Source organism: Sphingomonas trueperi, from assembly GCF_040545965.1.
Taxonomy (GTDB): Bacteria; Pseudomonadota; Alphaproteobacteria; order Sphingomonadales; family Sphingomonadaceae; genus Sphingomonas; species Sphingomonas trueperi_C.
The window spans coordinates 26,837-53,386 of record NZ_JBEPMV010000007.1 but is presented as its reverse complement, the minus strand read 5'-3'; the positions used below and the strand labels follow the sequence as shown (position 1 = coordinate 53,386).

General features: G+C 67.3%; 19 protein-coding genes. 10 read left to right on the top strand and 9 right to left on the bottom strand.

What is annotated here, in order from left to right; genetic code table 11:
- Window positions 1–40: 40 nt before the first annotated feature.
- Entirely contained in the window at window positions 41–775 is a 735-nt protein-coding gene (locus ABIC35_RS18170) for a DUF72 domain-containing protein (RefSeq protein ID WP_354278545.1), read from the bottom strand.
- A gap of 91 nt (window positions 776–866) precedes the next feature.
- Between ABIC35_RS18170 and xth the strand changes: the two genes are divergently transcribed.
- From xth to ABIC35_RS18145, 5 genes are all read left to right on the top strand, one after another.
- The gene (gene xth, locus ABIC35_RS18165; RefSeq protein ID WP_121076219.1) at window positions 867–1,643 is read left to right on the top strand and encodes an exodeoxyribonuclease III; all 777 of its coding nucleotides are present in this window, start codon (window positions 867–869) and stop codon (window positions 1,641–1,643) included.
- Between the two features lie 96 nt (window positions 1,644–1,739).
- The gene (locus ABIC35_RS18160) at window positions 1,740–2,246 is read left to right on the top strand and encodes a 2Fe-2S iron-sulfur cluster-binding protein (protein WP_121076222.1); all 507 of its coding nucleotides are present in this window, start codon (window positions 1,740–1,742) and stop codon (window positions 2,244–2,246) included.
- Window positions 2,243–3,232, top strand: a complete 990-nt coding sequence (locus tag ABIC35_RS18155; protein WP_121076225.1) for an FAD binding domain-containing protein — start codon at window positions 2,243–2,245, stop codon at window positions 3,230–3,232. Before ABIC35_RS18160 ends, ABIC35_RS18155 begins: the two co-directional genes overlap by 4 nt.
- Window positions 3,229–5,568, top strand: coding sequence for a xanthine dehydrogenase family protein molybdopterin-binding subunit (locus ABIC35_RS18150; protein ID WP_121076228.1), 2,340 nt, complete (start codon window positions 3,229–3,231; stop codon window positions 5,566–5,568). The genes ABIC35_RS18155 and ABIC35_RS18150 overlap by 4 nt, the downstream gene beginning before the upstream one ends.
- 28 nt (window positions 5,569–5,596) lie before the next feature.
- A complete protein-coding gene (locus ABIC35_RS18145; protein ID WP_121076231.1) occupies window positions 5,597–6,361 on the top strand; it encodes an HAD-IIB family hydrolase in 765 nt (254 codons plus the stop codon).
- 51 nt (window positions 6,362–6,412) lie between these two features.
- Here ABIC35_RS18145 and ABIC35_RS18140 read toward each other — a convergent pair whose 3' ends face one another.
- The 4 genes from ABIC35_RS18140 to ABIC35_RS18125 form a co-directional block, all read right to left on the bottom strand.
- The gene (locus ABIC35_RS18140; protein WP_121076234.1) at window positions 6,413–8,224 is read right to left on the bottom strand and encodes a glycoside hydrolase family 15 protein; all 1,812 of its coding nucleotides are present in this window, start codon (window positions 8,222–8,224) and stop codon (window positions 6,413–6,415) included.
- Entirely contained in the window at window positions 8,217–9,029 is an 813-nt protein-coding gene (locus tag ABIC35_RS18135) for a glucose 1-dehydrogenase (RefSeq protein ID WP_121076237.1), read from the bottom strand. The genes ABIC35_RS18140 and ABIC35_RS18135 overlap by 8 nt, the downstream gene beginning before the upstream one ends.
- A gap of 66 nt (window positions 9,030–9,095) precedes the next feature.
- Entirely contained in the window at window positions 9,096–9,953 is an 858-nt protein-coding gene (locus ABIC35_RS18130; RefSeq protein ID WP_121076240.1) for an SDR family oxidoreductase, read from the bottom strand.
- 13 nt (window positions 9,954–9,966) lie between these two features.
- Window positions 9,967–10,449, bottom strand: a complete 483-nt coding sequence (locus tag ABIC35_RS18125) for a MarR family winged helix-turn-helix transcriptional regulator (protein ID WP_121076242.1) — start codon at window positions 10,447–10,449, stop codon at window positions 9,967–9,969.
- Between the two features lie 396 nt (window positions 10,450–10,845).
- Here ABIC35_RS18125 and ABIC35_RS18120 point away from each other — a divergent pair, with 396 nt between their 5' ends.
- Window positions 10,846–13,902, top strand: a complete 3,057-nt coding sequence (locus ABIC35_RS18120; protein ID WP_121076245.1) for a TonB-dependent receptor — start codon at window positions 10,846–10,848, stop codon at window positions 13,900–13,902.
- A gap of 92 nt (window positions 13,903–13,994) precedes the next feature.
- Window positions 13,995–15,518 carry a tryptophan halogenase family protein gene (locus ABIC35_RS18115; RefSeq protein ID WP_121076249.1) on the top strand — a complete coding sequence of 508 codons (1,524 nt, stop codon included), beginning with the start codon at window positions 13,995–13,997 and terminating at the stop codon, window positions 15,516–15,518.
- Window positions 15,519–15,537: 19 nt separating this feature from the next.
- Here the strand turns inward: ABIC35_RS18115 and ABIC35_RS18110 are convergent, their stop codons facing one another.
- From ABIC35_RS18110 to ABIC35_RS18095, 4 genes are read right to left on the bottom strand one after another with little or no spacing between them, the layout of a single operon-like run.
- Entirely contained in the window at window positions 15,538–16,719 is a 1,182-nt protein-coding gene (locus ABIC35_RS18110; RefSeq protein WP_121076251.1) for a DUF885 family protein, read from the bottom strand.
- Window positions 16,716–20,513, bottom strand: a complete 3,798-nt coding sequence (locus ABIC35_RS18105; RefSeq protein WP_121076253.1) for a LamG-like jellyroll fold domain-containing protein — start codon at window positions 20,511–20,513, stop codon at window positions 16,716–16,718. Before ABIC35_RS18105 ends, ABIC35_RS18110 begins: the two co-directional genes overlap by 4 nt.
- A 26-nt stretch (window positions 20,514–20,539) precedes the next feature.
- Complete coding sequence (locus ABIC35_RS18100) at window positions 20,540–21,826, bottom strand: MFS transporter (protein ID WP_121076256.1); 1,287 nt, start codon at window positions 21,824–21,826, stop codon at window positions 20,540–20,542.
- A gap of 36 nt (window positions 21,827–21,862) precedes the next feature.
- Entirely contained in the window at window positions 21,863–22,642 is a 780-nt protein-coding gene (locus tag ABIC35_RS18095; protein WP_121076258.1) for a 2-keto-4-pentenoate hydratase, read from the bottom strand.
- Window positions 22,643–23,030: 388 nt separating this feature from the next.
- Here ABIC35_RS18095 and kduI point away from each other — a divergent pair, with 388 nt between their 5' ends.
- The 3 genes from kduI to ABIC35_RS18080 all read left to right on the top strand — a co-directional run bounded on the left by kduI (window position 23,031) and on the right by ABIC35_RS18080 (window position 26,317).
- On the top strand, window positions 23,031–23,873 hold the full coding sequence (gene kduI / locus ABIC35_RS18090) for a 5-dehydro-4-deoxy-D-glucuronate isomerase (protein ID WP_121076261.1): 843 nt from the start codon (window positions 23,031–23,033) through the stop codon (window positions 23,871–23,873).
- 138 nt (window positions 23,874–24,011) lie between these two features.
- The gene (kduD, locus tag ABIC35_RS18085) at window positions 24,012–24,767 is read left to right on the top strand and encodes a 2-dehydro-3-deoxy-D-gluconate 5-dehydrogenase KduD (protein WP_121076264.1); all 756 of its coding nucleotides are present in this window, start codon (window positions 24,012–24,014) and stop codon (window positions 24,765–24,767) included.
- Window positions 24,752–26,317, top strand: a complete 1,566-nt coding sequence (locus ABIC35_RS18080) for a carboxylesterase/lipase family protein (RefSeq protein ID WP_121076267.1) — start codon at window positions 24,752–24,754, stop codon at window positions 26,315–26,317. Before kduD ends, ABIC35_RS18080 begins: the two co-directional genes overlap by 16 nt.
- Window positions 26,318–26,550: the final 233 nt, after the last annotated feature.

The window sequence follows — 26,550 nt, the reverse complement described above, 5'->3', positions numbered from 1 at the left end:
CGCGCGGCGCTCCGCCAGGTTCAGCCGGTGGAGGGCGGGTCTAAGCTGCCGCTTCAAGCAGCTTTGAAAGCTGCAGCGCATCGCCCATCGCGGCGGAGGAGGCGGTGTTGTCGAAGATGCACCACGTCCCCTGCTCGGGTGCGCCGTGTAGGGGGAGTGCCGTCGCCACGTCCCGCAGACGCGCTTCGCCATACGCCGACCGATACATCACCGGAGAGCCGTGCAGCCGCCAATAGGACAGGCCGCGCCAGCCGCCCGGTGTGGCTGCTTCGGGAACCCTCGCCGGATCGGCGGCGACGCGTGCGACGCCCAGGCCGGCAAGCAGTGCGTCGGCCTCGGGCGTAAACCAGCTCGCGTGGCGCGGCTCGCAAGCGACCGGGACGGCAGTACGCGTCGACAGTGCGGCGCAGAATGCGGAAAACAGGCCCGCGTCGAACGCAAAGCTCGGCGGCAGCTGGAGGAGCAGCACCGCCAGCTTGTCGGCCAAGCCGCCGACCTGCTCGAGAAACTGATCGAGCAGCGCATCCACATCTGCGAGCCGCTGCGCATGGCTGATGGCCTTGGGCATCTTGGCGGCGAAGCGGAAGCCGTCCGGCACGCTATCGGCCCAACGCTGCCAGGTCGTTCGCCGGTGCGGGCGATAGAAGGAGGAGTTGATCTCCACCCCGGTCAGGCGCGTCGCATAGCGTTGCAACGCGCTGCCCTCGGTGGGGAAGCCGGGCCGGTCTGCTGCGGGGATCGCCCAGCCGGCGGTTCCGATCACCGGTCGCATCATCCTGCTCCATCGCGGCGTATTCTTGACCCTCTGATCGAATTCGAACCGCGTTCGTTCCCCATGCCGGCAATGAGCGCGGAGCGAAACGCCGATGAAGATCGCAACCTTCAATGTTAACGGCGTGAATGGCCGTCTGCCGGTGCTGCTGCGTTGGCTGGAGGAAGAGGCACCGGATATCGTGTGCCTGCAGGAGCTGAAGGCACCGCAGGGGAAATTCCCCGAAGCGCCGATCCGCGACCTCGGCTACGACGCGCTGTGGCACGGCCAGAAAAGCTGGAACGGCGTCGCGCTGCTCAGCCGGGTAGGCGAGATCCACGAAACGCGACGCGGGCTGCCGGACGATCCGGACCCGTCGCAGAGCCGTTATATCGAAGCGGCGGTGAACGGGGTCCTTGTCGGTGGGCTGTACCTGCCCAACGGCAATCCCAGGCCCGGCCCGAAATTCGACTACAAGCTCGCCTGGTTCGAGCGCCTGATCGCGCACGCCGCCACGCTTTTGGAGAGTGGGCTGCCGGTGGTGCTTGCCGGCGACTTCAACGTGATGCCTTCCGAGCAGGACGTCTACAAGCCGGAGCGCTGGCTGGACGACGCGCTGTTCGCCCCGGAGGTGCGGGCGCTCTATGCCCGATTGCTGGCACAGGGATGGACCGATGCCGTGCGCAGCCTGCATCCGGACGCCACCATCTACACCTTCTGGGACTATTTCCGGAATGCCTTTGCGCGGAACGCCGGGTTGCGCATCGACCATTTGCTGCTGAGCCCCGTGCTCGCCGGCCGGTTGGCCGAGGCGGGGGTGGACCGCCAGGTGCGCGGCTGGGAAAAGGCCAGCGATCATGCACCCACCTGGATCCGCTTGCGCGACGGTTGACCTTCGCCTTCCCGGCGCGTTGGCGAATTGCGTCACGGCACCAATCGTCGCGCTTGTCGTTACCGCTCTGTAAGGGCTCTTCACCGGAGGATCGGGATGTCGCTCATCGTGAACGGAGCGAAGGTGTCGGCACCCGCCGATGCTCGCACGTCGTTACTCGACCTGCTGCGCGAGGACCTGCACCTCACCGGCACCAAGAAGGGCTGCAATCAAGGAGCATGCGGTGCGTGCACGGTGCTGGTGGATGGCGAGCGCGTTCTCGCCTGCCTGACGCTGGCGGTGCAGGTGGATGGCCGCGAGGTGACCACGATCGAGGGACTGGCGGGCGCGGACGCCCTCCATCCGTTGCAGGTCGCGTTCATTGAGCATGACGGATTCCAGTGCGGCTATTGCACGCCGGGGCAGATCTGTTCGGCGATGGGCATGGCGGCGGAGGCGGGGCGGGGCGTGCCCAGCCATGTGACGGCCGATCTCGCCGCCGAGGTGACGCTGACCCGTGAGGAAATCCAGGAGCGCATGAGCGGCAACCTGTGCCGCTGTGGCGCGCATAACGGGATCATCGATGCGATCCGTGCCACCCTTGCGGCGGAGACCCCGGCATGACGCCCTTGACCTATCTTCGAGCAGCCGATGCGCCCGAGGCCGTACGCCTGGGGGCGGCGGCCGGCGCCGCCTTTCTCGGCGGCGGAACCAATCTCGTGGATCTTTTGCGCGAGACGGTCGCGCGTCCCGAAACACTGGTAGATGTGAGCGCGCTTCCCGCGACAATCGAGGAAACCGAAGGTGGCGGCCTGCTGATCGGCGCCGCCGTTCGCAACACGGCGCTCGCCGAGCATCGCGTGGTTCGGACACGCTACCCGATGCTGGCGCGAGCGATCCTGGCCGGCGCATCGGCGCAGATCCGCAACATGGCGACCGTGGGCGGCAATTTGCTGCAGCGGACCCGCTGTACCTATTTCTATGACACCGACGGATCCCGCTGCAACAAGCGGCTACCCGGATCGGGCTGCGACGCACGCGAGGGGTTCAACCGGATCCATGCGGTGCTGGGCGCGTCGGAAGCTTGCGTGGCGACGCACCCGTCGGACATGTGTGTGGCGCTAGCCGCGCTGGACGCCGTCGTGCACGTGACGGGGCCTGCGGGGCCGCGCAGCATCGCGTTCGGTGATCTGCATCGTCTCCCCGGCGACGCACCCGACCGGGATACGACCTTGGCACAGGGCGACTTGATTCAGGTCGTCGAACTTCCGCCGCTCGCCTTCGGGGCGACCTCGACCTATCGGAAGGTTCGGGACCGGGCGAGCTATGCCTTCGCCCTGGTCTCGGTCGCAGCGGCGCTGAAGCTGGAAGGGGATCGCGTATCGGACGTACGGATCGCCTTCGGCGGCGTCGCCCACAAGCCTTGGCGCGCGCTCAAAGCAGAAGCGGCGCTGCGCGGGGCACGCGCAACGCAGCAGGCCTTTTTGGACGCGGCGGCGCTGGAATTCCAGGACGCCGAGCCGCTTCGCGACAACGCGTTCAAGCCGGCACTTGCCGGACGCACGCTGGCAGCCGTGCTGCAGGCGCTGGCAACGGGAGAAGCGGCGTGAGCATCGTCGACAACGCCAAGCAGGTCGCACAGGGTCTGGTGCAAAGCGCAATGGAGCGGCTGGTGCCGCTTGCACCTGACAGCTGGATTCCCGGCGGGGTGCCCGATCCGCTGATCGCCCGCAAACACGGCACCATCGGCACGCCGGTATCGCGTCTGGATGGTGCCCTCAAGGTGACGGGAACCGCGGCGTTTTCGGCAGAGTATCGCTTCGAGAACATGCTCTATGCCGCGCTCGCCTACGCCACCATCGCGCGCGGCCGCATCGCCGCGATCGACAGCGCTGCGGCGGAGGCGGCGCCCGGCGTGGTGCTGGTGATGACGCACCGGAACGCACCGCGCATGGCGACGCCGCCCGCATTTGGCTCGTCGCCTACAGGTGTCGGCCCCGCGGACCTGCCGGTGCTGCAGGACGATCGCATCCATTGGAACGGGCAGCCGATCGCCTGCGTCCTCGCCGAAACGCAGGAGCAGGCCGATCACGCCGCCACCTTGCTGCAGATCACCTACGAGGTGGAGGCAGCGACGACCTCGCTTGCCGACGCCAAGGCGAAAGGGATCGAGCAGGGTATCTTCATGGGCCATCCGCTGTTGAACGAGGTCGGTGATGCCGAGGCCGCCTTCGCAGCAGCACCGCACAAGATCGACCAGATCTATCGCACGCCCCGGCACAACCACAATCCGATCGAGCCGCACGCAGCCACCATGGCGTGGAACGGCGACACGCTGACCATTCACGATGCCAGCCAGATGGTGACGCAGCAGGCGCAGACGCTGGCGGACGTGTTCGGACTCGAGACCGAGCAGGTGCGGCTCACCTCGCCCTATGTCGGCGGCGGCTTCGGCAGCAAGGGACTGTGGGACCACCAGATCATCGGCGCCGCCGCGGCGCGGCTCTCCGGTCGCCCCGTCCGCATCGCGCTGTCCCGCGAGGGCGTCTACCGCGTGGTCGGCGGTCGGTCCCTGACCGAGCAGCGGGTGGCGCTCGGCGCCCGTGCCGACGGAACGCTGGAGGCGCTGATCCACACCGGCCTCTCGGTGATGACGCCGCACAACAACATGCCCGAGCCGTTCATCCTCGGCAGCCAGGCCGCCTATGCGTCGCCCAACATCCTGCTGAAGGTGGAGGTCACGCGGATGCATACGCTCGCCAACACCTTCATGCGCGCGCCGGGCGAGGCGGTGGGCACCTTCGCGCTCGAATCGGCGATCGACGAGCTCGCCGAGCAGCTCGGCATCGACCCTGTCGAACTGCGCCTGCGCAACGAGCCGGAGAAAGATCCGGTCAACGGCCGGCCCTTTTCCTCGCGCCACATCGCCGAGGCGTGGCGCAGCGGCGCCGATCGCTTCGGCTGGGCGGATCGTCCTGCGCCGGGTACGCGCCAGCAGGGCGAGTGGCGCATCGGCCTTGGCTGCGCGACCGGCACCTATCCCTACTACCGAATGCCGGGCGCCGAGGCCCGGATCACCCTGTCGCGCGACGGCGAGGATGTGCGCGCCAAGGTGGAGGTCGCCGCCGCCGAGATGGGCATGGGGACGGCCACCACCACCGCGATGGTGGCGGCCGAGCGGCTCGGCCTCGCCATCGAGCAGGTCGAAGTCGCGTACGGTGATTCCACTATTCCCGGCGCGATCATGGCAGGCGGTTCGCAGCAGACCGCGGCGATCGGCGCGGCGGTGATCGCCGCGCATGGCGAGCTGGTCGGCGAGCTGCTCAAGCTGGCCGGCAATGACTCGCCCCTTGCGGGCCTGTCGGCGCAGGAGGTCGGTTGCGACGATGGCGCACTTGCCGCGCTGGCCGATCCCGCCCGGCGCGAGCGCTACGCCTCTATCCTCACGCGGGCGCAGCGGGACGCCATTACCGTCACCAAGGCGGGATCGATGCCGCTGGAGACGATGCATTGGTCGATGCATTCGCATAGCGCCCTGTTCTGCGAGGTGGCCGTCAACACCGTTACCGGCGAGACCCGCGTGCGGCGCTTCCTGGGCTCGTTCGATTGTGGCCGCATCCTCAATCCGAAGACCGCCGCCAGCCAGTTCCGCGGCGGCATCATCATGGGGCTTGGCATGGCGCTGATGGAAGAGACCCAGTTCGACGAGCGGAGCGGCCGCATCATGAACCCCAGCCTGGCGGAATATCATGTGCCGGTGCACCTCGACGTGCCGGAAATCGACGTCATCTGGACGGACATTCCCGATCCCCATACCCCGATGGGGGCACACGGCGTCGGCGAGATTGGCATCACCGGCGTGGCGGCCGCGGTGGCGAACGCGATCTACAATGCGACGGGCAGGCGCGTTCGGGACCTGCCGATCACCCTGGACAAGCTGCTTTGACACCGGCCTTCTCGCAAGGGCGCGCGGCGTGAAGCAGTTGGTCGCCTTTGATCTCGACGGAACGCTTGCCGAGAGCAAGCAGCCGCTCGAGGCGCCCATGGCCGGCTGCCTGAAGGCCCTGCTCGACATCGCGATGGTGGCCGTGATCTCCGGCGGGGACTGGAAGCAGTTCCAAGTGCAGGTCGTCGCGCGCTTGCCGGAAGGTACAAAGCTGGAACGGCTGTTCATCATGCCGACCACCGGCGCCAAGCTGTACCGCTTTGCCGACGGCGGTTGGCGGCAGATCTACGCCGACTCCTTCACTCCTGCCGAGCGCGCCCAGATCGTGACGGCGTTGGAGCGTGTCGTCGCCGATTCGGGACTGCAACCGGAGCGGCTTTGGGGCCCCCAGATTGAGGATCGCGGTACCCAGATCACCTTCTCGGCGCTCGGGCAGGAAGCGCCTGTCGACGCGAAGAAGCGCTGGGACCCCGATCAGGCCAGGCGATCCGCGCTCCAAGGCAAGCTCGCGGCGCAATTGCCGGGCTTCTCGATCCGGATCGGCGGAACGACCTCGCTCGACATCACCCGCGAAGGGGTCGACAAGGCATATGCCATCGATCGCCTCGTCGACTATGCAGCGGTCCCGAGGGAAGCGATCCTGTTCTTCGGCGACGCGATCTATCCGGGCGGCAATGACGATCCGGTGCGGGCCGCGGGCATCGACAGCGTCCGCGTGCGAGACCCGGCGGAAACCGCCACGATTTTACAGGCGCTGATCGCCTGGAGCCGGAAGGATGGCGAGGCGCTGTAATTAGAGGCGATCGTCCACGGACCGTCGTCCATCTCGGCGCTAGGCAGGCGGTCAGGGCTGCCACGTCGGTCGGTAGGACGGATCGAGTTGCCGATCGAGAAAATAGGCGGCGCTGATAAAGGCGAGGTGGGTCAACGCCTGGGGGAAATTGCCGAGCGGCAGGCCGCGCGCGTCGGTTTCTTCGGCGAACAGGCCGAGATGGTTGGCATATGCGATTCCCTTCGCCAGGACCTGCTGCGCATCGTCGAGCCGACCCGCGCGTGCGAGGCACTCCGCATACCAGAAGGTGCAGGTGGTGAAGGCGCCTTCGTTTCCGGTCAGGCCATCATCGCCGCGATACCGATAGACCAGCCCGTCGTCGCAGAGCTGCGCGCCGATGGCGTCGAGGGTCTTGAGCCAGACCGGATCGGTCGAGGACACGAAGCGCACCAGCGGCAGCATCAGCAGCGCCGCGTCGAGCGCGGTGCCGACGCGTTCCTGGACGAAATAGCCATGCTCGGGGTGGCGGAAGTTCGTCCAGACGTCCTCGACGATGGCGTCGCGGGTCTCCGTCCAGGCGACGAGCGGGGCGGGGAGCGAGCGCTTCCTGGCGAGGCGGATGGCGCGATCGAGGGCGACCCAGCACATCACGCGCGAGTGGAGAAAGTGGCGTGGTTCGGACCGCATTTCCCAAATGCCGGCGTCCGGCTCTTGCCAGTGATCGATCACATGATCGACGAGCCCGCATACATGCCGCCAGCCTTCGTGGGGGATGGCCGGCCCGTACTTGTTGGCAAGATAGGCGCTGTCGAGGAGCTCGCCGAAGATGTCGAGCTGCGTCTGTGCGCTCGCGGCGTTGCCGATCCGCACCGGGCGGCTATCCGCATAGCCGTCCAGATGCGCCAGTTCGCGTTCCTCGCCGGGAACGCTCCCGTCCAGCGCGTAGAGTATCTGCAGCGGGTTCCGGCCACCAGAAGCCATGATGCGCCCGCCGACCCATCGATAGAAATGCTCTGCCTCTTCGGTGAATCCCAGTCGGAGAAAGGCGTAGACGGTGAAGGACGCATCGCGGATCCAAGTCGCGCGATAGTCCCAGTTGCGTTCGCCGCCCTCCGCCTCGGGCAGCGAGAAGGTCGCGGCGGCGGCGATCGAGCCATGGCGGGCGGAGGTCAGCAGCTTCAGCGTCAACGCCGAGCGCAGCACCTGTTCGCGCCACCGGCCTTTGTAGGTCGATTTGCCCAGCCAGGAACGCCACTCCTGGGTGCTCGCCTCGATCTGCGCAAGGACAGCATCGTCGTCGGGCCGCGGCATCCCGTCGTCGCCAAGGACGAACCAGGCGCTCTCACCCTTGCGCAAGGTGAATTGCGTGCGCGCCTCGCCCTGCTGGCGCTCTAGCGGCACGGAAGCGAAGAGGCAGAGCGAGAGATCCCGCCCCGAAAAGCGCATGCCGCCTTCCATGTCGGCGACGTTCGGTACCTCGCGCGCATAATCGAAGCGCGGCGTGCAGCGCATCGCGAAGGTCACGGTGCCGCTGGTCACCGTCACCCGGCGGATCAGGGAGCGCGTCTCGCGTCCGGCCCGGCGGCGCGCTTCGGGCTGAGGCATCAGGTCGACGACTTCGGCGCTGCCCTGCTCCGTCATCCAGCGCGTCAGCAGCACATTGGTGTCGGGGAGGTAGAGCTGGAGGTGGCGCGGCTGGTCCAGTAGCGGCGCAATCCGGAACGCGCCGCCGCGCTCGCCGTCGAGCAGATCCGCGAAGATCGTCGGGCTGTCGAGCGACGGCCAGCACAGATAGTCGATCGTGCCGTCGCGCGCGACCAGCGCTGCCGTCTCCAGATCGCCGATAATGCCGTGCTCGCCGATCGGCCGGCGAGGCTCAGCCATTGTCGCGGAATTCCGGGTAGAGCGACATGCCGCCGTCGACGAACAGGGTGGTGCCGGTCACATAGTCGGCTTCGTCCGAGGCGAGCCAGACGACCGCGCGTGCGACATCCTCGGGCTCGCCGATGCGGCCATAGGGGATCAGCCGAAGGAGCTTTTCGAGCGCTTCCTCGCTGTCCCATGCTTCCTTGTTGATCGGCGTACGGATGGCGCCCGGTGCGACGGCGTTCACCCGGATGCCGTCGGCGGCGACTTCCTGCGCGAGCGAGCGGGTCAGCATTCGCACGCCGCCCTTGGCCGAGGCATAGTTGATGTGCCCCGCCCAAGGGATGATCTCGTGTACCGAGCTCATCGCAACGATGACGCCGGCGCTACGGGCAGGGCGCTCCTGCTCCGGCTGTACGCGGAAGCGCTTCACCGCCTCGCGCGCGCAGAGGAACTGGCCGGTGAGGTTGATGCCGATGACGGTGTTCCAGTCCTCGAGTGTCATCTCGGCGACGGCGGCATCCTTCTGCACGCCGGAGTTGGAGACGAGCAGGTCGATGCGGCCGAACGCGGCGGCGGCTTCGTCGAACAGGCGGATCACCTCCGCCTCTTCCGACACATCGGCCTGCACCGCGATTGCGCGTCCGCCCTGGGCGGTGATCCGCCGGGCGAGTTCCTCCGCAGGTTCGGCTTGGGCATGATAGTTCACCACCACGGCGGCACCGGCCGCCGCCACCGCCTCGGCAACAGCGAGGCCGATGCCGGAGCTCGCACCGGTGACGATCGCGGCATGACCCGCGAGGGAGGCGTTGGTCGACGGCATGGTATGTCTCCATAGGTGCGCAGCGTGGCAGGGTATCGCGCGACAACGCACGATCGGGCGGGGCGGCTACCGGGAAAATTGGGCCCGGTGGTGGAGGATGAAATCGGTGAAGTCGTGCGGCGGCCTGCCCGTCAGGCGCTCGATCTCGAAGGTAGGATCGATGTCATGATGCCCCGCGACGACGTCGGCGAACTGCACGACCAACCCCTTCGCCGTCCAACCCGAATTGCCGGTCAGGCGCAGCAGACCCCAGAAGAGCGGAGAGGGTAGGTCGAGATAGCGGACCTTGTGCCCCAGCACCTTCGACAGGCGGGCGGCAGCTTCCTTCATGTCCAGCGTCTCCGGCCCGGTGAGGAAATAGGTCGCGCCTTCATGCCTGTCCTCGGTCAGCACGGCGGCCGCCACGCGCGCGACGTCGCGCGTATCGACCCAGGAGACCGATCCTCTGCCGGCGACCTGTGGCAGGAACCCCTTGGCAATCGGATCCTTGAACCACAGGAAGTTCTGCATGAAAGCGGTGGGCTTGAGGATCGTCCAGCCGATCCCCGAGGCGCGAAGGTGGTGGTCGATGAGGGCATGCGCCTTCGCCCAGGGCACCGGCGAGCGGACATTGCCGTCGGAGGCGGAGATCTTGACGATCCGGCTGACACCCGCATCCTTGGCGGCATCGATCGCGGCGGTCTCCTGCGCCACCTGCTGCTGGGTGGGGGGCGTGATCAGGAACATCGTGTCGATGCCCTGCATCGCCGCCGCGAGCGTTTCCCGCTGATCGAAATCGCCGCGCACGGCATCGATGCCCTTCTTTGCCAAGCCTTCAACCTGCTCCTGCTTGCGGCACAGGGCGCGGAACGGCGTTCCGGCATTCTTGAGCAGGCGGCACACTTCACCACCGATGCCACCAGTGGCACCTGATACCAGGATCATGACGGATTTCCTTTTACGCGTGGGAGTCGGGAAGAGCGGCGGGGGCGGCGCGATCAAGCCATTCCGCGAGGATGATGTTCATCGCGTCGAGCGTCTGGATCGCGTCGCGGATGCGGGCGCGGCCAATCCGGTCAGCGATTTCCTTGTCGAGCGGGGCGACCGCCTGCTCGGCGCCGGTCACCGCCGCCAACCCCGCTTCGGTGAGCACGACGAGCTTGGCGCGGCGGTGCTGCGGATTGTCCTGGAACGTAACCATGCCGCGCTCGGCCAGCAAATCGACGATACGCTGCACCGCCTGCCGCGTGAGCCCCATGTTTCGGGCAATTGAAACGGTCGGCAGTGGCACGGGCGAGTAACGCAGGGCGCCCAGGACTTGCCACCAGGCACTGGTCAGCCCGAGCGGGGCGACCAGTTCATTTCCGGTACCGATCAGCCTGCCGCTGGTCGCAAAGACCGCCAGCGCAAGCTCTCGAACATCCGTATCCTCGCTCGACATTCCACCAGCACCTTATTTGACAGCATATTGTCAAACTGGGCAGCGATAGGTTGGTTCCCTCGAAACGACCAACGTCGATGTGCAGGCGGCCATCGCAGAATATCTCAGATGTTCGCGTCCGCCGTCGGGCTCTCGCCGGCCGCATCAGGATAGGGGGGCGTGCACTACAACTCCGCTGCAGCCTCTGGTCGGTTTCTCGCGAAAACAGACGCTGTTGCTGCAGATTTCATCTTCAACGCATCAAAAAGAAAAGTTGATATATTTAAGTTGACGATAGGAGCGCTTTGATCTCTACATGCTCGTCGGACGACAAAAGTCGCTAGTGCGGGAGGGAGAGGATGCGCACCTGGACAAGGCGCAACCAAGGCTGCCTCCCCTTCTCTGGGAGTTTGAGACATGGTGCAGTCCTTCCATCGCCACCGCAGCAATCTGCTTTGCGCAGTCTCCGTTCTCTGCATGGCCACCAGTGGTGTCGCCTTCGCGCAGGAAAGCGCGCCGGCAGCTGACAGCGCTGCCGGTCAGGACAACGAGATTGTCGTCACCGGCATCCGCGCGTCTCAGGCGCGTGCCATCGAAGTGAAGCGCGACGCCGCGTCGGTGGTCGATGCGATCTCGGCAGAGGACATCGGCAAGCTGCCCGACGTGACCATCTCCGACTCGCTTCAGCGCATCACCGGCGTGCAGATTCGCCGTGACGCGGGCGAGGGCGCCGCGATCAACATTCGCGGGCTGCCGCAGGTCACGACGCTGCTCAACGGCGAAGCCTATCTCGGCGCCAATTCGATCACCACGATCCAGCCCAATTTCAACGACATCCCGTCGCAGCTCTTCTCCGGCGCGGACGTGATTAAGTCGACCACGGCGGACCTGCTCAACGCGGGCATCACCGGCACGGTAAACCTGCGTACCCGCCGCCCGTTCGACCTGAAGCGCGGCCTGACCCTCGCGGCGACGGCCGAAGGCTCGTACGGCGACAAGACCAAAAGCTGGGACCCGAACGTCAACGGACTGGTCGGCTGGCAGAACGATCGCGTCGGCTTCATCGTCTCCGCCGCCTATTCGGACCTCAATCTGTCCAATTCGCACAACGGCATCCAGGAAGGGTACGGCGCCGCGCTCCACAACGAGGGGCTGGCCGATGCCACGAGCTGCGGCGGCTTCTCGCCCCAGGCACCGGGCTGCACCGCAACGACGCGCCCGCGCGGCACGCCGGTGGCCGGCGGGATCGACGTCAACGGCGACGGCGATGCCAACGACACGTTCATCGTGCCGCAGGGCTTCACCGCGTGGAACCGCATCACCCAGCGCCAGCGCCTGGGCGTAAACGGCTCGTTCCAGGCCAAGCTCAACGACGCGCTCAGCTTCACCGCCGACGGATTCTACACCCAGCAGACCCAGTATAACCGCACCGCCGGCATCCAGATGCAGAACGTCAACTGGCAGGCGGCGGAGTTCGTGCCCCTCAAGTCGCAGGATACCGGAGCGACGTCGGGCGGCTATCACGTCAACACCACCCAGGTGTACCAGTACGACCTCGGCAACTTCGATTCCTATTCCGAAACTTATAAGTGGAAGTCGGAATCGCAGAACTACAATGCCGAGCTGAAGTTCGATAACGGTGGCAAGTTCCGGGCGACGCTGCGCGGCCTCTACGGCAAGGCGACGCAGAACCAGGACCAGAGCTACCTTCAGTTCAGCGTGAGCAACGGCATCCAGTGGCAGCCGGGCGGCATTGGCCACTACCCGGCGGCGCTGGGCGGCGACCGGGCCTTCAACCCCGGCGGCTATACGGTGAACACGCTGGCCGGCCTCAATTCGCTGCGCGCGACCGTCGACTATACCGGCGACGAGCCCAGCTTCACGCTGCCGACCCAGCTGACCTCGCTGCTCGGCAATGCCGCCAATTATGCGCTGAAGACGATGTCGTCGGAAGACAATTACCGTCGCCGCGCGGATCTGAAGGTCGGCCGCTTCGACGCCGAATATGATGTGAGCGACCGGTTCAACATCACCGGCGGTGTCCGCTACAGCGATCGCTCGGTCGACAACTACCAGTTCGAGCGCGTCGCGCCGGTCTATGCGGGCCAGGGCGCAAGCAATGCCGCCGGCTGCCTGGTCAAGTGGAAGGCGTTCGACGTCTCGGTCAAGGACTCCACCTGCTCGGCGGGTGACGGCGCGGGCTTCTACACCGCGGGCCTGACGCGCAAGGCGACCGACCCGGTGTTCAACGGCCAGGTCAAGCCGTACAACCTGCCGGGCAGCGGTCTGCCAGCGGTCTATGTCCTCGATCCACACACGATGGACAATGCCGCAGCGTTCCAGAACGGCTTCTACCCGAACGAGCAGGAGCACCTGAACCCGGGCGCTTCCTACGATGTCGGCATCAAGCAGTTGTCCGGCTATTTCCAGCTGAACTTCAAGGAGCTGGAACTGGGTGGTATCACCGTGCGCGGCAATGGCGGCCTGCGCGTGATCAACACCAAGCTCGACATCCGCCAGAATGTCGTCGGCGGCCCGCTGCCCTATGGCCTGTCGAACCAAGACGGCGGCGATCTGCGCACGCAGCGCAATTTCACCGACTTCCTGCCGGCGTTCAACCTGGCGTTCGACTTCACGCCCAAGCTGCGTCTGCGCCTGGCCTATGCGCGGACGATGACGCTGCTGAATCTCGACCAGTGGGGCGGCGGCCTGACCCCGGGCTATGCGATTGACACCTCGACCGGGCTGTTCCGCGTCACCGGCGGCAGCCAGGCGGGCAACCCGCAGCTCGATCCGTGGCGCGCGGACAATCTCGATGCATCGGTGGAATATTATATCGGCCGCGCCTCGATGCTCAGCCTCGCCGCCTTCTACATCGACGTGCAGAGCTTCATCCAGAACGGCATCATCTATCGCAGCGACTTGCCCGACAATGACGGCGTGGTGCGCAACCGCACCGTGCCGATCAACACGCTGGTGCAGGGCGGTGGCGGCACGCTGAAGGGCATCGAGGCGTCGTGGAAACAGTCGCTGGGCGACATCGGCTTCATGCCGACCTTCGCGCGCGACTTCGGCTACGATCTGAACTTCACCTATTCGCCCTCCAGCACGGGCGACAAGGATCTGGCCGGACAGGACATCCCGTTCCAGGATAACTCCAAATACCAGGCCAATGCCGCGCTCTATTACCAGGCGCACGGTATCCAGGCGCGCGTTGCGTGGAACTACCGCTCCAAGCGCGCCGTCCAGTCCAACTTCGTCAACGGCCTGACGGGGTCGGAACTGTACCAGGCGCCGACCAACTATGTCGACGCGTCAATCAGCTACGACATTACGCCGAACGTGACGATTTACGGTCAGGGCCAAAACCTGACCGGCGAATACGAGAAATACTATATCGTCTACCCGGACGAGCGCGCGTACAACAATATCTACGAGCGCCGCTTCATGGCCGGCGTTCGCGCCAAGTTCTGAGGCCGTTCCCCGGCGCCCCGGCTCCAGTCGGGCCGGGGCGCCGCATTTCCCGAGTGCTTCCGCCGATTACGGCTCGGCCCTAGGAACAGGACATGCGCGCAGCCGGACAACCCATCCGCTCCATCCTGATCGTCGGCGGCGGCACCGCCGGGTGGATGGCGGCCGCCCTGCTCGAGCGGCTGCTCGATCGCCAGCCGGTCACCATCACCCTGCTGGAAAGCCCCGACATCCGCACCGTCGGGGTCGGCGAGGCGACGGTGCCGGCGATCCGGGACTATTTCCGCGCGATCGGCGTAAGCGAGGCGGAGGTGCTGCGCGAGGCGAAGGGAACCGCCAAGCTCGGGATCGAATTCCGCGACTGGGCGCGGCCCGGCGACAGCTTCTTCCATCCCTTCGGGCTGTACGGCATCGCGTCGCGCGGCGTGGGGTTCCACCATTACTGGCTGAAGCGTCGCGCCGGCGGCGACCAGACGCCGCTCGCCGACTATTGCCTCGCGACCCAGATGGCGCTGCGCGGGCTGGTGATGCCGCCGGCCGAGAACCCGCCCAACGACCTCGGCATCTTCGACTGGGCGGTGCATTTCGACGCGGGGCTGTTCGCCCGCTTCCTCGCGCGCGTCGCGACGGGGCGGGGCGTCCGGCACGTCGAGGGCACGGTCGCAGCCGTCGAACAGGACGGCGAGAGCGGCTTCCTCACCGGCGTGACGCTGCAGGACGGCAGCCGCATCGAAGCGGACCTGTTCCTCGACTGCACCGGCTTCCGCAGCCTGCTGCTCGGCGGAACGCTCGGCGTGCCCTATGTCGACTGGAGCCATTTGCTGCCGTGCGACCGCGCGGTGGCGATGCCCTGCACCCATGGCGACGCCTTCACGCCCTATACCCGCAGCACGGCGCTGGCGGCGGGATGGCAATGGCGCATTCCGCTCCAGCACCGCGTGGGCAACGGCTATGTCTATGCCAGCGCCCACCTCTCCGACGACGAGGCGCAGGCAGTGCTGCGCGGGGGGCTGGAAGGGCAGGCGCTCGCGGAGCCGAACTTCCTGCGCTTCACCACCGGCCACCGCGCACGCGTCTGGGAGAAGAACGTCATCGCGCTTGGTCTGTCGGCGGGGTTCCTCGAGCCGCTGGAATCGACCAGCCTCACGCTCATCCAGTCGGGGGTGGAGCGGCTCGGCAATCTGATGCCCGATCGCGGCTTCGCGCCCGAACTGGCGGACGAGTTCAACCGCATCACGGCGCTCGAATATGCGCGGGTCCGCGACTTCCTGCTGCTCCATTATTGGGCGAACGGCCGGGTAGGCGAGCCGCTATGGGACGCCTGCCGCAGCCTCGCACTGCCCGAGGAGCTTGCCTACAAGGTCGCGCTGTTCCGCAGCCGCGGCGTGTTCGCCCGCTACGAGTGGGAATCCTTCCGCGATCCCAGCTGGCTGTCCATGTATGCCGGGTTCGACCTGCTGCCGGACCGATATGATCCCCTCGCCGACCACTTCACCGATGGCGAACTGGAGGGTGCCTTTGCCCGCATGCGCGAGGCGATCGGCCGCGCGATGTCGCTGGCGCAGCCGCATCGTGATTTCCTCCGGGACATCGGCGGCCTGGCTGGAGAAGGCGTCTAGGGCAGCAAGCACTCGCCGATCAGCGACATTGCTCGGTTCTGCGGCGGCCGGTTCGGAGCAGCGCGCCGTGGAAACGCGGCCAGCCGCGTCGATCGCGCGGACGCAGGGTGCGCAGGCGGAGCGGCAGCCAAGCCTCGGCGGCGCGGATGGCGGGCTCCTGCGCGATCCGGGCCATGTCCGTCGCGAAGGGCGCGAAATAGACCGGCTCCCCCATCGCCGCCTGCATCTCGGCCAGCGCCTGATCGATACTCGCACCGCGCACATGCAGGGCAATGTCGGCGAAGCCACGGCAGATGCGGAAGAGCATCCAGTGGAGATGGCCCAGCAGCGCGTGCGGCTCGGCGAAAAGCCCGTCCTCGGCCATCAGCATCTCGGCATAGCTGCCCCAGCCTTCCGTAAAGGCGGTCGCATAGCGTAGCCGCAGCGGATGCGGCTGGGCGCGGGCCTCCTGCGGCAGCTGCGCCATATGGCCCGGCAGCAACTCGTGCGCGACGACGCTCGGGAGCGAGAAGCTCGGCCTGCGGCGAATCTCCTTCAGGTCCACGACATAGGCGCCTCGCGAGGCTGCGTTCGGGAGGATGCGGTACCCGCCCTTGCCGGCGGCGATCTCCTCGGCGGTCAGCGCGCGGATCTCGACGTTGCGGCATTCCGGCGGCAGGGCGCCGACCAGCCGCGACAGGCGGGGCTGGATGGCGGCAAGCGTCGCCCGCATCGCGTCAACGGCGGCCGCGCGGCCGTCGGCATCGTCGGGGAATAGATAGCGCGGGTCGCGCCAGAGCCGCTCGAAACGCGTGCCGACCGAAGTTTCGGGAAAACCGAGGCCATCGAAAGCGGCGGTTGCGCGTGCCAGCAGCGCGCGATGGGCGGCATGCAGGTCTCGCTCCACCCGCTTTAGCTCGGCATCGTTCCCGGTGATCCGTTGCACCTGAAGCTCGAAGCGCCGCGATCCCGTTGCGGGCGCATGCGCCAGCGCGAGGTCGATGCGCAGGCCCGCGCGGGCGGCCTGCAGGTCGAGTTCGCTGCCGAGCGACGCGCTCCCTCCCGCGAGGGGGGCGAGCAGCGCCAGGGCGCGGTCGGGCGGGAGCGCAGCCGCTTCGTCCAGCGCGTGGCGGACGTCGGCGTCGTTGGCCGCATTCGCCTGCACGGGTGCGAGCGCTAGCGCGCCGGCGCCTGCGAGCAGGTGGCGCCGCGAGACCCTCATCGGGCGGGTGTCAGCGCAACGCGGTTGTTGAGGCGGGTGACCTCGGGTGCGTTCTCCGGCAGCGCGACCTCGACGCTTGCCGCCTGCTGCTTCGGCGCCGCGATCCGCACGACCGTCATATGCGGCCGCAGGTCCGTGGGCGCATCGAGTGGCGGGATCGGCGCCGTTGCCAGCACCGTACCGTCGGCAGCGCGCAACGAAAGGGTGCCGCCCGCGGCTCGATGGGCCCCTAGGCTGTGGACCGTCACCGCGAACCCCTTAGGCGTTCGCACCACATCGTCGATGCCGATGCCGAGATCCGGCCGCTGCTCCACCGGCGTCGTCGGAGTGGCCAGCGCGAAGTCGTAGATCGTGGTGGTGTGCGGCGCAAAGACGACCTCGGTCCCCGCGCTGCGTTCCAGCGACAGCGTAACCGGCCCGCCGTCCGCGGCCAGGGTCGCGCTGCCGTCGTTGCTCGTCGAGCGTCGCATCGTCCAGCTACCGGCGGTGACGTTCCACGCGGTCATCGTCGCGCGTTGCGGACGATCGGTGCGGTTATAGGCGAGCACCCGGAAGCGATCGGGCGTCGCGCCCGGTACGAGGATCGCCACCTGCTCGCCCGCACCGTCCTCGGCAAAGCGCCAGGAGACGCTGTTGCCCGGCCAAGTCTGGTTGCGGCGGAGCGCAATGCCGCCGAGCCGCTCGCGCTGCAGGATCTCGTTGGGCTGCTCGACCCGGTCCGACCACCAATGGCCTTCGGTAGAGAGATATTCGTGCTGCGCCTTGTCGGCGATCGCCTCGGCATGGAGCCGTTCGAGCGCCTTGGTGTCGCCGGTCGCGTCCCAGCGCGCGTAGAGCGAGAAGGGATCGGCCTTGGCCGCGGCGACGATGTCAGCTTGCAGCTTGGCGCCGCCGGGAAGCGCGGCGAAGGCATTTTCGTTGAACTCGGCGAGCGTCGCGGCGCCGCTCTTGGCGATCCGCGCCTCGATCGGCCGGAGATACTTCGCGTCGCCGGTGAAGCGCCAGGCGCTCCACGCGCTCTGCAGCGGCGTGGTGATACCGCCGCCGTCCCCGACGCGCTCGGCATCGGTGCCCCAGTTGATCTCGTTGGGGAAGCTCCAGGTGCCGTTCGCATCCTGCCGGCCATGCGCCAGCCACCCGTCCATCACGCCGGTGACCAGCCCGCGAGCCTGGGCATTGCCGTTGTACAGCCCGATCAGGATCGGCGCGTGCATCACGGTGAAGCTGTACGGCTTCTGCCAGGCCCAGGCCGGGTCGCGGTACATCTTGCGCCCGCCATACCAGTTGGAGGCGAAGTGCAAATGCCCCGCCGGGTTCTTCAGGATCACGCCCTGCAGCGCCCGCGTCGTCTCCATCAGCCGCTCGACCGCCTTGGGCTCACCCCAGTTGAGGTAGAGCCGCTCGGCATCCGAGTTCAGCCCTTCCTCATAGGCATGCAACTCGTCGGTGGTGATGGTGCCGAGCCCATGGGTGCGCATGCTGTTGGCATAGACCGCGTCGGACAGCGCACGCAGCGAGGCGTTGATCTTGTCGGGCTCGATACCCATCAGCGCGAGTCCCGGCCATTGCTGGGTCAGGTCGGTGTCGTCGGAAATACCGCCGCCGAAATCGCCATAGGGCACCTGCCGCTTGTCGATCCACCAGTCGACGAACCGGCGGACATAGCGCAGATCCTCCAGCTGCCGGAACGCCCAGAGCGGCTCGCCCGACTGCGGGACCGGCTGGGTGAAGGCGGGCATGTTCTCGGGGCGATAGTTGATGTCCGCCCAATAGCTGCGCGCCATCTTGCTGTCGGGATCGACGCGCACCAGGTCCGTCATGTCGGCGAACAGGCGGCGGTAGAGCGCCATCCGCTTCGACGCGGTGTGCTCCTCGACCAGGAACGCCCAATTGTCCTTCACCTGGTTGAGCCGGTCCGCGACATGTTCCGTCAGCGCGTCGGCGCGCGGCTTGAACACTAGCCGGATGCGCGTGCCGTCGAGGCTCGCCGCCGAGAAAGCGGGATCGGACGCGGCGATCGAAAGATAGAGGCTGTCCTGCGAGAGGATGCGGTCGCGCAGGTTGAGCCAGAGCGTGCGCTTCTCGCCGGGGCGAAGCGTGACCGACAGGTCGATCATGTCGCGCCCGGGCCAGATCGGGTCCTTCACCCGGATGTTGAGCGCGACCGGCTGGGTGCCGGGCAGCGCGGGCAGGTCGATGGCGATGCCGTCCAGCCCGTCATGGATATTCTGCCAGCCATAGTCGAAGGCGCGGGCGACGGGCTGGTCGGGCGGGGCGTCGCCCAGGCTGGCGGGCAGGAGGATGTGGACGATCGGCGCCATGCCCGCCGGACGCGCGACCTTGCCGCCGCCGCCCGCAGCACCGGCACCCACCGCCGCCTTCACGCCCGCCGTCGGCATCGCGACGACGGTCGCACGTTCGTCCGGGGCATAGCGTCCGGCGATGAAGGCGTTGAGCGGCGCCAGTGCGGCAAGCGTCGGCGCCAGGTCTGCGCGGATGGTGTAGTCCAGCTTGAAGCTGCCCTCGGGCTCGGCGCCCGCGCCGATGTCATAGGCCCAGAGTTCCTGGATCGGCTGTTCCTGCATCACGTTGTTGAAGTGGAGGATGCCGCCGGTGCGCGGCGCGAACTGGTCGACGCTGCGCACCACGCCTTGCGGCCGCTTGGCCAGCACCTGGTCTTTGCCGTCGCCGCTCCAGCTGAGCGTGCCATAGGCGGCACCGCGCAGTTCGACCCGGTTGAAACGCTCGCCTGCCGGCACCGTCAGGTCATAGCGCTTGCCGCCCTCGACATAGGTGTTCCAGTCGGGCAGCTCGAAATAATCGTCGCGGCCCGGCAGGCGCGAGCGGTTGTAGACCCCGGGCCAGGTCGTCTCGGCAATGCCGTCGACGCCTTTCCACATCCATTGCTTCAGGTCCTTCGCGTCTGCGAACTCGACCTTGCGCACCCGCGTGACGGGCGCATCGAGCACCGGCGGCAGCGCCATGTCCCAACCGTAGCGGTGGAGCCAGGCCTGATGCTCAGCCGCGGCATCCGGCGTGGAGAGGGGGCCCGGCTCGGCCTTCGCTGCCAGTCGCGCGACATTGGCGGCGGAGAGCATCCGGTCATAGACGCGGATCTCGTCCACGTCCGATCCGCGCATGAAGCTGTAGCGGCTTTGCACCTGGTGCGGGGCCATGACGCGGCCGGCAAGGCCGAACTGGTCAAGCCCGGAGTCGAGATCGGCGCGCTGGTCTTTCCGAGCGACCTCGCGGCCGTCGACATAGAGCCGGACGCCCTGCGTCTCGTCCCACGCGAAGGCGATGTGCTTCCACGCGGCGGGATCAGGCAGCTGGTCGATCCGCCAGGAGACGCGGATCCGCGAGAGATTGGCGTCCGTGACGAAGGCGTCGAAGCCATGGCCGTTCCAGTCGATCCGCAGGAAGGCCATGTCCCAGCTCGTGTGGTCGGCAAAGCCGGCGCGGAAGATGACGAAGGGCACTTCGCCCAGCGGCTCGCGGGCACGCCAGAAGAAGGCGAGCGTGCCGCGTGCCGCGCGCATGTTGCCCGGCGCTTTCCAGGCGACATAGCCGTCGTCCGCCCAGCGTGCCGCACCGCCGATCGCGCCGTCGGGCACGATGTCGACATGGGCGCGGAAATTGGGGGCGGGGTCGCCCTGCGCGACGTCGGCATCGAGCGACGTATCGGCGGACGCTCGGAACAGCAGGCCGGCGGCGGGATCGGTCTGCGCCTGTGCGGGCAGCGAAAGGCAGCCGATCGTGAGGGCGAGCACGGAGGCGATGGGGCGAGTGGGCATGGCGGCGATCCTCTCCTGCAACCGGCTCAGATGCTGTCGACGCGGGCGAGGCGCGGGCTCAGCAGATGGACCACCGCCACGGCGAGCAAATAGACGCTGCCCGCCACGGCGAAGATGATGGTGTAGCTGCCGGTCGCCTCGAGGATATAGCCGGTGAACTTGGCCATCATCATCCCCCCGATCGCCCCCACCGTGCCGCCGATCCCGACCACCGACCCAACCGCGGCGCGCGGGAACATGTCCGACGGGATGGTGTAAAGATTGGCCGAGAAGGCCTGGTGCGCGGCGGTCGCCAGCCCGACGATGGCGACGGCGAGCCAGAGATGGTCGACATATTGGGCGAAGAAGATCGGCGTCACCAGGATCGCGCAGGCCAGCATCGTCCATTTGCGCGCGGCATTGGCGGTAAACCCCCGCTGCATCAGTCGCGACGACGACCAGCCGCCGGCGACGCTGCCCAGGTCCGAGATCAGGTAGATCACGATCAGCGGCGGCCCGAAGCTGACCAGATCGAGATGATAGGTTTTAGCGAGGAAGTCGGGCGTCCAGAACAGGAACAGCCACCAGATCGGGTCGATCAGGAACTTGCCCAGCGCATAGGCCCATGTCTCGCGATAGCCGAGCAGCTTGACCCAGCCGATCTTGCGCACCGGATCGGGCATGTCGCTTTCGATATAGGCCAGCTCGGCGGCGGAGAGCTTTTTGCTCTCCTTCGGCCGGCGATACAGCGCCACCCAGGCGACCAGCCAGACCAGGCTCACCACACCCGTCACGATGAACGCCATGCGCCACCCAAAGGCGATAGTGATCGCGGGCACGATCAGCGGCGTCACCACCGCACCTACATTGGCGCCGGCGTTGAAGATACCGGTGGCCAGCGCGCGTTCGCGGGCCGGGAACCACTCGGTCGCCGCCTTGAGGCCGGCGGGGAAATTGCCGCTCTCGCCGATGCCGAGGATGAAGCGCGCGACCGAAAACTGGAAGGCGGAGCCGACGAACCCGCACAGCGTGTGCCCCAGCGTCCAGATGACGAAGGCGACCGAATAGCCGATCCGCGCGCCGACCCAGTCGACCAGCTTGCCGAAGGTGAGGTAGCCGATCGCATAGGCGGCCTGGAACCAGAAGATGACGTCGGCATAGGTGGTTTCGGACCAGCCGAGCTCGCCCGAGATGGTCGACTTCAGCACGCCGATCATCTGGCGATCGACATAGTTGATCGCCGTCGCCGCGAACAGCAGCGCGCAGATCACCCAGCGATACCGCCCGACCTTGTCCGCCGCGGCCGCGACCGCCGGCGCCTCCCTGCTAGCCATCGGTCCTCTCTCCTGTGTCCGGGCCTCTTTGCGGGCCTATTGTGCGATTATCGTGCAGTGTACCGAAAGCCGGCCGTCGAACCGCGCTTCCACCCGGTCGCCGACCGTGACGGGGTGGACGCCGGTGACCGCACCGGTGGAAATCCATTGGCCCGGCGTGATCGCGATGCCGCGCGCCGCCAGATGCTCGAACAGGAAGCGCGCCGCGCCGAAGGGGCCGTCGAGCATGTCCGCGGCGATGCCGGTGCCGATTTCGGCGCCATTGATGTGCAGCGCGACAGGCCAGCGATTGAGGTCGATGTCGCGCCAGTCGTCGATGGGCGCGCCGACGACCAGGCCGTTATTGTTGCCGAAGTCCGAAATGGTGACCATCGGGCCGTGATCGTTGATGCCGGCAAAGGGCGAACTGGCGATCTCGATGCCGACATGGACGGCGTCGATCAACGCGCGCGCCTCGTCGAGGCTGAAGGTGCGCTGCGCAGGATCGGGCGCCTGACCGATGCGCAACAGGAACTCCGCTTCGGCCGCACCGAAGCCGCCGGCGAAGATCGGCATCGCAATGCCGTCTTGCCGCTCGACCTGATCGGCGAAAATGGGGCCCGCCAGTCGGTCGACGCCGTCCACGGGCGGATTGATTCGCCCGACTTTCCAACCGGCTACGGGTTTCGGCACCAGCGCCAAGGCTGCGTCCTGCACGGCATAGGCCGCGGGCAGGTCCGCCGGAATGGCGCCGGGGAAGGCGGCTAGCGGGGAGGCAGTCCGACGCGCTTCCACGAACGCGCGCGCTATCTGCGAAGTCTCGCTATTCGGCTGCACTGCCGCCCCTCCCTGTGATCGTCCTTTTCCCGATCGGTATGGGAAACCGGTGTCAATGGCAAGCGGTGGCGTGCGGTACGGACGTAAAATCCTTTTGATCGCATGCACGGGAAGGGGATCGACCGAGTCGATTAGAGGTGTTGCATGCAGGCAAGACACGGAAGTCGAAGCGGATCTTTGCGTGCCGACCCGACATGGCTCCAAGCAGGGTTGCGCACGCTCCTGACACCGGTTACCAATTGCGCCAACTGCTGGCGAAGGCGGATGGAGAGGATCGTCATGATCGGCGTCTCGCGAGGTGGTGCAAGGTGCTTGCCAGTGTCGCGCGGGCCCTGCCATGATCGGCGCATCGACTCTCCGTCCCGCATGATTTTGGAAGGAGTGCCGCATGTTCGACCGTACCTATTACGCCACCCATCCCGACATGATGGAGTGTGTCAGCAATGAGGAACTGCGCGACCGCTATCTAATCTCGGGGCTGTTTCGTCCGGGCGAATGCGTGCTCAACTATACCCATGCCGATCGCTTCGTGATCGGCGGGGTGCAGGTCGCGGGCGGCGAGGTCCGGCTCCCGGCACAGGCCGAGCCGAAATCAGCGGAAGGGCATCCCTTCCTCGAGCGCCGCGAGCTGGCGATCGTCAATGTCGGCGCGGTCGAAGGCACGGTGACGGTTGATGGCGAGGCGTTCCCGCTGGGCAACAAGGACTGCCTCTACGTCGCCATGGGCGCCAAGGACGTGACGTTCGCCGGGGAGGGCTCGCGCTACTATCTGGCGTCCTGCCCGGCGCATAAGGCGTTCACCACCCGGAAGCTCGGCATCGCCGATGCCAATGCATTGGAGCGTGGCAGCCTGGCGGAGTCCAACGAGCGGACGATCTACCAGCTGGTCATCCCCGGCGTGTGCGACAGCGCGCAGCTGGTGATGGGCCTCACCGTGCTCAAGCCGGGCAGTGTGTGGAACACGATGCCGCCGCATGTCCATGAGCGCCGCAGCGAGATCTATTTCTATTTCGAGCTCGACGATCTGGAGAAGGATCGGGTGATGCACTTCATGGGCGAGGGCGAGGCCACTCGGCATATCGTCATGGCCAATGAAGAGGCGGTGATCAGCCCGCCCTGGTCGATCCATATGGGCGCGGGCACCAAGGCTTATGCCTTCATCTGGGCCATGGCCGGCGAGAACCAGGATTATACCGACATGCAAGTGCTGGATATCTGCCAGCTGGCGTGAGCGCCTAGCTCCCCCTCCCGCGCGCCGGAGGGGGCTGGGGGGGTGGGCCCCCGGCCTTCGCGCGCAGTGGACTTCATGGATAGCGGGGGCCCACCCCCCGACCCCCTCCCGCAAGCGGGCGGGGGAGAGGGATATGCCATGACCAACCCCTTCGATCTCACCGGCCGGGTCGCCATCGTCACCGGCGCGAACACCGGCATCGGGCAGGCGATCGCGGTCGCGCTGGCGGCGGCGGGTGCCGATATCGCCTGTGTCGGCCGCACACCTGCCGAGGAGACGGTCGCCAAGATCGCCGCGCTGGGCCGCCGTGCGGAGATCGTCTCCGCCGACTTGTCGACGATCGCCCCGGTGGAGCAGGTGGTCGACGAGACGCTGGCGCGGCTCGGGCGGCTGGATATCCTGGTCAACAATGCCGGCATCATCCGTCGCGCCGATGCGGTCGACTTCACCGAGGCGGACTGGGACGCGGTGATCGACACCAATCTCAAATCGGTGTTCTTCCTCAGCCAGGCGGCCGGGCGGCACATGATCGCGCAGGGCGGGGGACGAATCATCAACATTGCGTCGATGCTCACCTTCCAGGGCGGTATCCGGGTGCCGAGCTATACCGCGTCCAAGGCGGGGGTGGGCGGCCTCACCAAGCTGCTCGCCAATGAATGGGCGCGGCACGGGGTGACGGTCAATGCGATCGCGCCCGGCTATATCGCTACCAACAACACCGCCGCGCTGCAGGCGGACGAGACCCGCAACGCGGCGATCCTCGACCGGATACCGGCAGGGCGCTGGGGGGCGCCGGAAGATCTGGGCGGTGCTGCGGTGTTCCTCGCCTCGGATGCGGCGGCCTATGTGCAGGGGCATATCCTTGCGGTCGATGGCGGATGGCTCGCCCGGTGAGCGCGGGCTGGACCCGGCGCGGGGCGCTCGGCGCAGGGGCGGGGCTGGTCGCCGCGACGGCTGCACGCGCGGCTCCGGACGGCGTGGTCCGCACCGCGGCGGGCGATTTCGTCGGCACCCGGTCCGGCGAGGTACGGGCGTTCCGCGGCATTCGGTACGGCACCGCCCCGCGCTTCCGCGCGCCAACTGCCTTCGCGGCGCCGGGGCAGACCTTCGCGGCCGACCAGTTCGGCCCGGTCTGCCCGCAGCGCGGCCCCTATGGCCCGCAGGACGAAGACTGCCTCTACCTCAACATCTGGACTACCGAAGCGCATAGCGGCGCGCGCAAGCCTGTGATGCTGTACATCCATGGCGGCGCCTATTCCAACGGCAGCGTCACCGATCCGCTCAATGACGGCGAAGCGCTCGCCGCGCGGGGCGATGTGGTGATGGTCACGGTCAACCACCGACTCAATGCGCTCGGCTATCTCTATCTCGCGCGGTTCGACCCGCGCTTCGCCGACAGCGGCAATGCCGGGCAGCTGGACCTGATCCTCGCGCTGCGCTGGGTGCGCGCCAACATCGCCGCGTTCGGCGGTGACCCGGAGCGGGTGATGGTGTTCGGCCAGTCCGGAGGCGGCGCCAAGATCGCGACGATGCTGGGCATGCCGGCCGCGCAGGGGCTGTTCCACCGCGCCGCGACGATGAGCGGTCAGCAGGTGACTGCCTCGGGTCCGCTCAACGCCACCGCACGGGCGCGCGCCTATCTGGCGGCGCTGAAGCTTTCGGAGCGCGACCTTTCCCCGCTGCTCGACCTTTCGGCGGCGCGGCTCGTGGAGGGGCTCGACGCGACGGACCCGATCCTGGGCGGCGGCCTGTATTTCGGGCCGGTGCTCGACATGAAGTGGCTGACCCGCCATCCCTTCTGGCCGGACGCCAATCCGCTGGGCAACCCGATCCCAATGCTTCTCGGCAATGTCCGCGACGAGACCAGGGCGTTCCTCTCGCCGGATTCGGAAAAGGTGCGCGGGCTCGACTGGGACAATCTCGCCGCGCGCATGGCGCCCGAGCTGAAGATCGACATTCTGCCCGAATGGGTGGTGGGGCAATATCGCGCGCATTTCCCGGACTGGTCGCCGACCGACATCTTCTATGCCGCCACCACCGCGGGCCGCAGCTGGCGCGGGCAGGTGATCGAGGCCGAGGCGCGCGCCGCCGCCGGTGCGCCGACGTTCGTCTATCAGGTCGACTTCACCTCGCGCACCGATCCGCGACGCGGCGCCTTCCACACCATGGACATCCCGCTGGTGTTCGGCACCCTCGCCGCGAAAGGATCGCAGACCGGCACGGCCGCGGATGCACGGGCCGCGAGTGCGGCGATGCAGGACCGCTTCGTCGCCTTTGCCCGGACCGGGGATCCCAATCCTGCGGGCATGCCGCGCTGGCCCCGCTACGACCTCGCGACCCGCGCGACGATGGTGTTCGACGTGCGCAGCCATGTCGAAAACGATCCGCGTCGCTGGCAGCGCGAGCTCTTTGCCCGCGTCCCCTATCTCCAGCCGGGCAGCTGACCGGCAACGAGGCGGGAATGCCAGGACGGCTGACCGCATCGCGTGCGCGAAACACCTGTTGACACCGGTTACCATCGCGCGCAGAAAAGGTGCGGGGACAGCGGGCGGAGACCCGTGGACCCCGGGGAGGATCGAACAGACGCGCGGACATCGCGTGCAAGGCCCTTCCCACGGATTGGACGACGGCAGCGCGCATGCGCGTGCAGCCGCATTCAGAACGGACCGTCCCGCGG